We start from the raw sequence: 9,569 nt of genomic DNA on the forward strand, positions 1-9,569 counted from the left end.
GCCATCGACCGCGAGCTGCGGGCCGCCCCGTACCGGCTCCGGGGGCGGCAGTACCTGGAGCAGTGGGTGAGCGGCCGCGTCGACAACGGCGTGGCCGCGTGGGCGTCGTCGGCGTTCGGGCCGGTCACCCCGCACCCCGATGCGTCGGTGCTGCCGCCCGCCGCCGATGTGAGCGCGGAGCGGTTGCGCGCGGATCCCGCCCTGCTCGCCCGGCTGCGCGCGGCCGTGGCCCCGCTGACCGAGCCGCAACTGCGCGCCGGACCGGGCCGGCGCGGGCCGCGGGCTCCCGCGCCGGACGATGACCTGTCGACCGTGCTGGACTGGCTCAAGGCCCGGCGGACGCTGGCCGGGGTACCGTTTTGCCACTTGGTCCCCGACGCGCGGATGCTGCCCGCCGAGTCGTTGCGGGTCTTCTATCTCGACCCGGTGTGGATCAGGGCACTGACCGAGGGGGCGCTGAGCGTGGGGTTGGCCCACCGCTTCGACCATGCCGCCAACGAGGTCGTCTTCGGCGGCGGAAGCGTGGTCCTGCCCGAGCCGGGCACCCACCGCACCGGCGTGCTCATCCGCTCCCGTCTCGTGGCCGGCTGGCCGTCCCTGGAGGTGCGCCCCTACACCGCCCGCGAGCAGACACCAGGCGAGGACCCGCTGCCCGTGGTGCGCCGCGAGCACCTGGCCGCGGACGTCCTGTTCGTCCTGATCGAGGGAGTACCGGGTCGGCTGGAACTCGCCGAGCCCCAGCAGGGCCTGCACTTCGGCATCGACGAGTGGGTGCCACCGGGGCTCTACGAGCCGGTCGACAACGGCATCATCCGCCTGCGCGCGCTGGAAGAGTCCTCCGAGCACCGCCTCGGCCAGGAGACCGGCGAACAGTTCCCGGACACCCCCGGACTGGACGCCTACCGCCGAACCCCCGGCGACAAGACGGTGAACGTGATGAACATCGGCAAGCTTGCCGACGCCCTGCGAGAGGCGGTGGGCTTCCCCGAAGACCGGAAGCTGACGCCGAGCGAGTTCGCCATCCAGATGATCAACGCCGCGCAGCGCCGCACCTTCCGCGCCGCGCACCAGAACCTCCCGCCCGCACAGAAGGAGCACCACGATGTCTGACCTCTCCACCGCGAGCACACTGATCGTACCGGTGCAGGTGGACGCCCTCGTCGTGGACTCCAGCGTCCGTGCACAGGGCTTCCGCCGCTGGGAGGCCAACTTCAACCTGCTGCGCTACAACCACAGCCCCGAGCCGGGCCCGTTCGAGAGCGAGCAGACCTGGAACGAGCCCGGCGATGACAAGCACGACGGCGTATACGTGCGCTGGATGCTGCCCGACGCGCTACGCCACGGCCAGGCGCGCACCCCCGACGGGCCGCCGCAGTTCCCCTTGGTCCCCAACCGGTGGCTGGTGATCCGCCGCGTCAAGGACAACAAGGACCACACCACCGGCTGGATGGTCGAAAGCGACTTCCTCCACCCCGACAACGGCACCTCCCCCTACATCCACCCCGTGAAGCCCGGCGCCAGCGACCCGCAGTCCACGCCTTTCCGCTCCACGATCATCATCACGCGGATCGGCCGCCGCCAGGACATCGGCGAGAGCGGCACCAGGTGGGAGGAGCCGGCCCTGGATCCCGGGCAGCGCTACCGCAAGGAGTTGTTCCTCACCGCCGTCGGCCCCGGCCTGATCACCTTCCACGCCTACCAGCCCTACCACCACAACGTCTTCAGCCTCCACGACGAACTGAAAGACAACGATCAGCGCAACATCGACAAAGCCACCGTCGACTACCAGGTCATCGGCTGGTACTCCGACCCCGGGCAGGAAGAACTCGACCGACGGCTCAAGGCTGGCGGCGCCACTGTGGACAGCGTGCTGGCCGACCTGGGATGGAAGGTCACCGGGAGGCCCGCCAGCTGGCGGCCGACATCCACGACCTACTGCGGCCGCGCCAGAAGCGTGGACTGGAACCGCTGCCGCAACACACAAAAGCCGCCCGACTCCAACCGCCCCAAGAGCCGGGACCGCGTGAAGGTGGCGGTCGGCAGCAGCGCGGATGAGGCCAGCGCCGCCCTGCGCAGTGTCCTGGCCCCCGCCGGACTCGGCACGACGGACAGCATCGAGCCGGGGCTGCTCCACGCGCTGGGCCGGGGCCTTATCGACACCCTGGACGGGCCCGACGGTCTCCTCGCCGCTGCGCAGGCCGTGCACCGCGGCTGGTTCGAACAGTCCCCCGGCGGCCACATCTGGCGGATCGTGAACACCGCCGAGAAGGGCAACACCAGCGGCAAGGAGCAGTCCGTCACCTGGTCCGGCGTCGCCCGCACCCACGAGCGGATGCTGGCCACCCTCAACACCGACCAGGCCGCCTACGACCAGGCGGCCCGCACCCTGGCGGCCCTGCAGTGGCGACTGTACGCACTGTGGTGGATGCACGGCCGACCCCGCATCCCCCCGCAGTACAGCCGCGAGGAACTGCGCGCCGAGACCGACCCGGACAACCCCGAAAGCCTGGCCACCAAAGTGGCCGCACGGCAAGAAAAACTGAACGAACTACGCAAGAAGATCCCCCACGGTGCCACCCCAAAAGAGCTCGCCGATTCCATCGCGAACTATCTCAAAAAGCACCCACTGCCACCCGGCCACGAGCTGCGCCGCGAGTCTCTGCCGCCGTTCTGGCAGGTCACCGACCCGACCGTGGTGATCTCTGGCGGCAACGGCGGCCAGCAGCACCCGCCGCTGGACGGCACCGGTTCCCTGCTGTGCCGCATGCCCTCCCAGCTCGAGAACGGCATCACACCCACAGACCCACTCCCGCAGGCATTCACACACCTGAAGATCACCGAGTCCCTCGGCATCCCCAAGATCGTCCCCGCCCTCCTGGCCGAATTCCTGCACGTGCTCGACAGCCCCGATGAGGACATCCCGCCCGAGATCAAACCCCCGCGGTGGCGGCAGCCGTGGAAGCCGCTGCTGTACCAGTGGAAGGTCTTCCACGAGGCCATCGGCTACGGCACCGTCGACCACCCCCACTGGGAATTCGACGGCACAAGGTACCGATGGAAACGCGGCACGGCCGGAGCCAAGAACAAAGGAGAGGTACGAGGACGCCGCTTCCTCATCCCCCTGCCCCAGTACACCACCGCCAGCCAACTCACCCGCTGCGCCGAAGACTACGACGGCCACCTCGCCGAAGCCTTCACCACCGCGGCAGCACAGGCCAGGGGACAGGACCTGCTCTCTCAGGAACTCGACGGACTCACCGACTCCTTCGCCAACCGCGACACCGGCCCCAATCTCGCCCCACCCGGCATCATCGGCGAGCTCGTCGGCGACGCCTGCGGCCACCTGCCCGTCCCAGGCCCCATGCCCGAGCCCTTCGACGCATGGCAGCCCTCGGGCTTCACCCAGATCCGCGCCGGACGCATCAAGTTCACAGCCCTGTGCATCGTCGACGAGTTCGGCCAGTCCTTCGACGTCTACCTGCCCAGTAACAAGAACCTCCCCATCATCGCCCCCAGCCTGCTCCCACCCGACAACAAGGGCCCCAAGTTTGGCGAGTATGCGCAACTCCCGCCCCGCCTGCTGCAACCGGCACGCCTGAACTTCACCTTCGTCAACGAGCACAACGACAACCAACCGGTCGACCTCACCGCCGAAACCACACCCGTATGCGCCTGGATCATCCCCAGCTACGTCGACCGCTCCCTACTGTGCTACGCCCCCACTGGCGCCCCCTTGGGGGAACTCACCCTCAAACGCACAACCGGCCCCACCGGAACCGCACTCGTCGTGGGCTGGAACCCGCTGCCCCACTCCGACGCCCACACCCTCGATGACCTGCGGACCCGCCGACCGCACCTGTACCGGTTCGCCGTCGCCCTGGCCGCCCAGGGCAAGGAAGCGTTCATGGACCTGCTGTCCACCACCGACCGCGCCCTGACCTCCATCGACCCGGGCAACCCCTACGGCGACGACGTGCTGGGCACCCTCCTAGGCCGCCCCGTCGCCCTGGTCCGCACCCGACTCGGGTTCGAACTCGACGGTCCGCCCGTGAGCGACCCCGGCTGGCAGTACGCCCGCAACTGGCGCTCCATCATCGACCCTCGCGCCACCACCCACCTCTTTCCTCCCGTCATGCCCCCCGAGGTGGAGCACCTGGGCTACCACTGGCCCATCCGGCTCGGCAACGCCGCCCAGCGTGGCGACGGCCTGATCGGCTACTTCGACGGCGACGACTACGGCACCTTCTACAGCGTCACCGCCCCAGGCACTCCCCAACCCACCGACTACGTCCAGAAGATCAGCGCCGACAACTGGCCCAGCCTGCCCGCGGACTCCACCACCCGCACCCACCTCACGCTGATGGTCGACCCCCAGGCCGCCGTCCACGCCACCACCGACCTGCTGCCCGTGGCCGACTTGCGGCTGCCCAGTCGCTTCACCCGCACCGCCATGGCGGCGATGACCATCTCCCTGCGGCTGAGCCCCGTCCTCGCGGCCCTCCGCAAAATCCCCCTGACCACGCCGGCCAGGCAGCCCGCATCACAGTTCTCCACCGCGCTCGCCCTCGCCCACCCCGCGACCCCGCGCGGCACCTGGAACTGGTCCGAACTCCACCTGAAACGCCCGCCGTCCGGGGACGACAGCCAGCCGACGCCGGTGTGGACCGACCTGCCCGTAGCCGAACCCGACCAGACCGCCCGGCTCGACGAGGACGACCCCACCGTACGCACCGGCTACCTCCGGCTCACCGGCGGATTCGGCACCTCCTGAACACCCCCCGCCAATCGAAGGAGACCCTGCGGTGACCGCGACCACCACTGTCAGCTCGCCCCTGCTGGACTACGCCATCATCAGCGACCCCTACCCGCTGTACGCGGCCGACGCCCAGTCCCTGCCCGCCACACTGAACATCACCGTCTCCAACGGCGGCGCCAGCACCGTCTACTGCCGAGAAATCCTGTTCTACCTCCCCATCGGCACCTACGCACAAAGCCTGCTCCGGGCCAAGGGCGGCGAAGGAAAGGAAAACTCCGGCAACTGGACGGTTACACGCCTCCAGGACGACGTCAACGGCGGACTACCCAAAGGCGAGTACGCCAAGTTCAAGGCCGTCCCGAAAAGCGGCGAGATGGTCGCCGTCGACAAAACCGGCGTGACTTTCAGCCTCACCGGACTCTACATCAGCACTGTGCCCGGGACCGCCCGCATCGAGATCCGCGAGACCACCACACAGGACCTGACGAAATGGCCGGTGAACCCCGTATTCACCCCGCACAAGGTCCCCAAATTCCCGCGACCGGCCGTGCCCGCCAATGTCGTCTGCGACTTCCATGCCAAACCAGCGGATGTGGTCGAAGGTGCCCCGGACGTTGCGCGAGGCGCCAAGGTCACCCTCCACTGGCGAGGCCCCAGTAACCTCAGCTATACCGTCCTTGCCGGCAGCGGCGCCACCGAAGTCCCCACCGAAGTCGCTACCGAGACCGGCGAGCCGCATAGTGCGGGCAACACCAACCACTACAAAACCTACTGCGTCCAGCGCGACACCGCATTCGTCCTCAGCTACACCATCGCCGGAGCCACCTACCACCTCAGCACCACTGTCACCGTCAAAGACCCCAAGCTCGACGGCCTCACCTGCGCGGGAAACCTCACGGCTGAAAGTGCCGTCACTCTCAAAGGGAAGGTAACCGCCCAGAAAGACCTAGACTGCCGAGGCGCAATCACCGGTTCCAGCCTCGACGCCGGTACCGGCAGCATCACGACCAGCGGAACCATCAAGGGCTCGGCCCTGAAGATCGGCACCAGCTATGGAATCGACAAGGATGGAGCGATCACCGGTTCCAGCCTCGACGCCGGCAGTGGCAACATCACGACCAGCGGAATGGTCAAAGGGTCCAGCCTCGACGCTGGCGCCGGTGACATCACGACCAGCGGAACCATCAAGGGCTCGAGCCTGAAGATCGGCACCAGCTATGGAATCGACAAGGATGGAGCGATCACCGGTTCCAGCCTCGACGCCGGCAGTGGCAACATCACGACCAGCGGCAAAGTGAGCGACAACGGTGAGATCCTCCGTTTCGGCGATGCGGTCATCATCAGGAATCAACATCTTGACAAGACGGGCCTCAATGAGGACAATAAAGCAAATGGCGGCGTCTCGCTTAGGAATATCAATTCCGGTAACGCCCGTTGGTGGTGGTATTTGGACAGATCCTATGATCCGAAACGGTAGGCGGAGCTGAGGATGTTCAGTGCCTCGGTGGCGGACGGGCGCTCGCCCGGGTTATTGGCCAGCAGCTGCGTGATGAGCGGCTCCAGCACGTCGGCGTGGCGCAGCGGCGGGGGCTCCTCGTAGGCGATGGCTTGCAGCGAAGCCGCAGCTGAGTCGCGGGCGAATGGGGAGGTTCCCTCAACGGCTTCGTGCAGGGTCACGCCGAGGGAGAACAGGTCGGCGAGCGGCCCGCCTTTCTCGCCTCGGGGGCGTTCGGGGGCCATGTAGGCGGCGGAGCCGATGACCGCGCCGGTGGCGGTCAGGGTGGCGTCGGCCTCGTGGACCGCGATCCTGAGGTCGGTGAGCACTGGGGCCAGCAGCACGTTGGCGGGCTTGATGTCGCGGTGCACGATGCCTGCCCGGTGCGCGGCCTCCAGGGCCTTGAGCAGCCCTTCGGCGACACGGGTGGCGCCTTCGGGGCGCAGCCGCCCTTCGACCCGCAGGCGTTGTTGCAGGGAACGGCCGCGCACCAACTGCATGATGATCCACGGAACGCCGTCCTCGATGACGACATCGTGTACGGTCACGATGTTCGGGTGGTCGCAACGTCCGACGCAGGGCCTCACCCGCCGGGGTGGAGTACGCCGCCGGGCAGCATGCCGGGGCCGCGCCCGGCCCAGACACCCGGGTATGAGGCCTACCCCCCCGCATCCTGACGGCCGCCGCCCTCGCCGCGGCCACCTTCGCCCTCACCTCCCCCACGGTTCCCGCCGCGCCCACGCCGGCGCAGCAGGTGTCCGGAACATTGTCTGAGCTGATCGGCCGCCTGCCCACCTGCACGGAGGACCGTCCCGGTACGACCGTGACCTGTTCAACCACTGGGTCGACCAGGACCGCGATGGCTGCGACACCCGCCGAGCGCAGACCCGCCAACCGCCGTCTGCACTTCGGCGCGCTTCGAACCCGGCATCCTCGGCAAGCGCACGCAGCTTCGCTGGAAGCAGCTGCGGATCTGCCGGTCGATGCGTTTGAGACGGTCGTCCAAGGCGAGGATCTGCGCGGCCAGGTCGGCGACGATCTGGGCGGCGATGTCCTCGCCGGGCAGGGCAGTCTGCTGGGCCTCGGCGGCCTCCAGGGCAGTGGCCGCGACCGCGTCGGCGGCCGCGCACGCTCCGGTTGGCCAGCCAGGCCGTCAGCCTGGCCCGGCCGCGTCGGCGGATGGCGGCCGGGGTCTGGTAGCCGGTCAGCAAGACCAGTGCGCCCTTGTGGGCCGAGTAGTCGAAGGCCCGTTCCAGAGCGGGAAAGACGCCGGTCAGCACGTCGCGCAGACGGTTGATCAGCCGCACCCTGTCAGCCACCAGGTCCGAGCGGTGCGCGGTCAGCAGCGCGAGGTCGGCGGCGAGCTGGGCGGGCACGTCGATCGTGGCGAAGTCCCTGCGATGCCGGGCGGTCCCGGCGATGACGTAGGCGTCGCGCGCGTCGGTCTTCGCCTCGCCCCGGTAGGCACCCGACATGCGGTTGACGGTCCGGCCGGGCACGTAGACGGCCCGCTGGCCGTGCGCCGCGAGCAGGGCCAGCAGCAGCGCGGAGGACGTGCCGGAGATGTCGACCGCCCAGTGGACTTCGTCCCCCAGACCGAGGATCTCGCCGAGCGCGCGGTCAGGATCGCCGACTCGTCGTTGTCGATCTTCTTCGACCACAAGGTGGCTCCGGTGCGGTCGACCACCGCGGCCCAATGATGCCCCTTACCTGCGTCGATACCGACCCAGACCTGGGTCCGGCGCTCGCTCACTCGCCTCTCCTCGTTCCGCACAACACGCCGTCGGCCCGAGGAACACCCCGCTGTCATCTCTGTAAACAGCGACCGCACAAGGCGCGCACATCTCAATCAACAGCCAGGGCGCCCCGGAGGGCCGGACGGCCACTCCTTCCGAGCCACAACCGGCAAGGCACCGTCAGCCACATCCGGCCCTCCCGGGCCACCAAACAACTTACGGAGGCACCATGCCGCTGACCCGTTTCGTCCGCCTCACCACGCAGGCCGAGGGCCTTCACCGCTGGCCCGCCGCCCCCGAGCCCGAGAACTACCTGCGCGCACGCCACCGGCACCTGTTCGTCGCCGAAGTCGACATCGAGGTCTTCCACGACGACCGCGAGATCGAGATCAACGCCGCTGCCCGCTGGCTCGACACACTGCTCCCCGGCTTCGCCGACCAGGCGCCCGCCGCCAAGGGCGGTCCGCTGGACTTCGGCACGCGCAGCTGCGAGCAGCTCGCCATCGGCATCACCACAGCCATCCGTGAACGCTACAGCGCCCACCGGGCGATCCGCTGCGCGGTCCTGGAAGACGGCCGCCTCGGCGGCGTCGCCTGGCAGCCCGATCCGACACCGTGACCGGCGGCCCCCGTCGCCGCCTACCTTCGGCCAGCCGACCCCAGCGACGCGGCGAGCCCGGCCGCGGGGAAGCACGTCATGGTGATCCCGTCCCGGGCCAGCCCGGCGTCGACGTCCGCCTCCGGGTAGTCGGCGACCCCGGCGTCATTCAGGATCCGCATGTCCGTCGGATGCGGACGCATCTCATCCCAACGTGCCTGCCGCACCTCGGTGACGTGGTGCCCGGCGAACCCCTCGGGCACCACAGCCGGTTCATCCGCCAGGAACACGTACATCAGGAAGTGGTACGGCCCCTTGGCCCACGACCCACGCATCTCGTACAAGCCGACCCCGGACAACGAACCGACCACACAGCCGGCCTCCTCGGCCGCCTCCCGCCGCGCCGCATCCTCCAGCGCCTCCCCGAACTCCACCTTCCCGCCCGGCAACAGCCACGACCCCGCGTACGGCCCGCGCTCCTGACGCACGAACGTGACGGTCCCCCCAGGACCGGGCACCACCACCAGCGCACCCGTCGTGACCTTGGCGAACGAACTCAACAACAACCCCCAACGAGACACGGCTCCGCCGACAACATCGCCTCCGCCACGACCGTGCCGACTGGACCGGGCCCACAGGCGAGGATCCACACGCTACCGCCCTTGCACCTGCGCGACGTCCTACGCAGCTAGGGCCTCTCTTTTGGATCTTCGTGGATCAGGCCGCGGCGTCTGGCGCCCGGCTGGCAAGGCGCCGGATCGCAGCTCGTACGTGGCCGTACTCGCGCGATTCGGCAACGCAGCCTGGGGGCACCTCCCGGACGACGTCCGGGGGCGCGGGATGCCTGGGGGTACCTCCCGGCCGCCGGGCTGGGGGAGCGTCGCGGCCCCGCGAAGATCCGGAAGAGAGGCCCTAGTGTCCTGAGTCGGAGATTCGTCGTTGGTCGGGTGTGACGCGACCTGGACCGAGGATTCCGCCGTTGAC

At 69.0% G+C, this 9,569-nt stretch carries 5 protein-coding genes and 2 pseudogenes; 4 read left to right on the forward strand and 3 right to left on the reverse strand.

Annotated features, from left to right (window positions below; genetic code table 11):
* The 3 genes and pseudogenes from ACSNOC_RS25550 to ACSNOC_RS25560 all read left to right on the forward strand — a co-directional run.
* A pseudogene (locus tag ACSNOC_RS25550) lies at positions 1 to 1,110 on the forward strand (hypothetical protein); the annotation flags it as partial.
* Positions 1,103 to 4,771, forward strand: a complete 3,669-nt coding sequence (locus tag ACSNOC_RS25555) for a hypothetical protein (protein WP_436749934.1) — start codon at positions 1,103 to 1,105, stop codon at positions 4,769 to 4,771. The pseudogene ACSNOC_RS25550 and the gene ACSNOC_RS25555, both read left to right, overlap by 8 nt.
* 31 nt (positions 4,772 to 4,802) lie before the next feature.
* Positions 4,803 to 6,233, forward strand: a complete 1,431-nt coding sequence (locus ACSNOC_RS25560; RefSeq protein ID WP_436749935.1) for a hypothetical protein — start codon at positions 4,803 to 4,805, stop codon at positions 6,231 to 6,233.
* On the opposite strand, the gene ACSNOC_RS25565 is transcribed toward ACSNOC_RS25560, so the two are convergent.
* Together ACSNOC_RS25565 and ACSNOC_RS25570 are read right to left on the reverse strand one after the other, a co-directional pair.
* Positions 6,215 to 6,838 carry a serine/threonine-protein kinase gene (locus tag ACSNOC_RS25565; RefSeq protein ID WP_436749936.1) on the reverse strand — a complete coding sequence of 208 codons (624 nt, stop codon included), beginning with the start codon at positions 6,836 to 6,838 and terminating at the stop codon, positions 6,215 to 6,217. The genes ACSNOC_RS25560 and ACSNOC_RS25565 overlap by 19 nt on opposite strands.
* A 335-nt stretch (positions 6,839 to 7,173) precedes the next feature.
* Positions 7,174 to 8,004 (reverse strand): annotated as a pseudogene (locus tag ACSNOC_RS25570) (IS110 family transposase); the annotation flags it as partial.
* Between the two features lie 212 nt (positions 8,005 to 8,216).
* Between ACSNOC_RS25570 and ACSNOC_RS25575 the strand changes: the two are divergent.
* On the forward strand, positions 8,217 to 8,606 hold the full coding sequence (locus ACSNOC_RS25575; protein ID WP_436749937.1) for a hypothetical protein: 390 nt from the start codon (positions 8,217 to 8,219) through the stop codon (positions 8,604 to 8,606).
* A 20-nt stretch (positions 8,607 to 8,626) separates the two neighbouring features.
* Here ACSNOC_RS25575 and ACSNOC_RS25580 read toward each other — a convergent pair whose 3' ends face one another.
* Positions 8,627 to 9,235, reverse strand: coding sequence for an NUDIX domain-containing protein (locus ACSNOC_RS25580; RefSeq protein ID WP_436749938.1), 609 nt, complete (start codon positions 9,233 to 9,235; stop codon positions 8,627 to 8,629).
* Positions 9,236 to 9,569 lie beyond the last annotated feature (334 nt).

Source organism: Streptomyces sp. URMC 129, assembly GCF_051386415.1.
Lineage (GTDB): Bacteria > Actinomycetota > Actinomycetes > Streptomycetales > Streptomycetaceae > Streptomyces.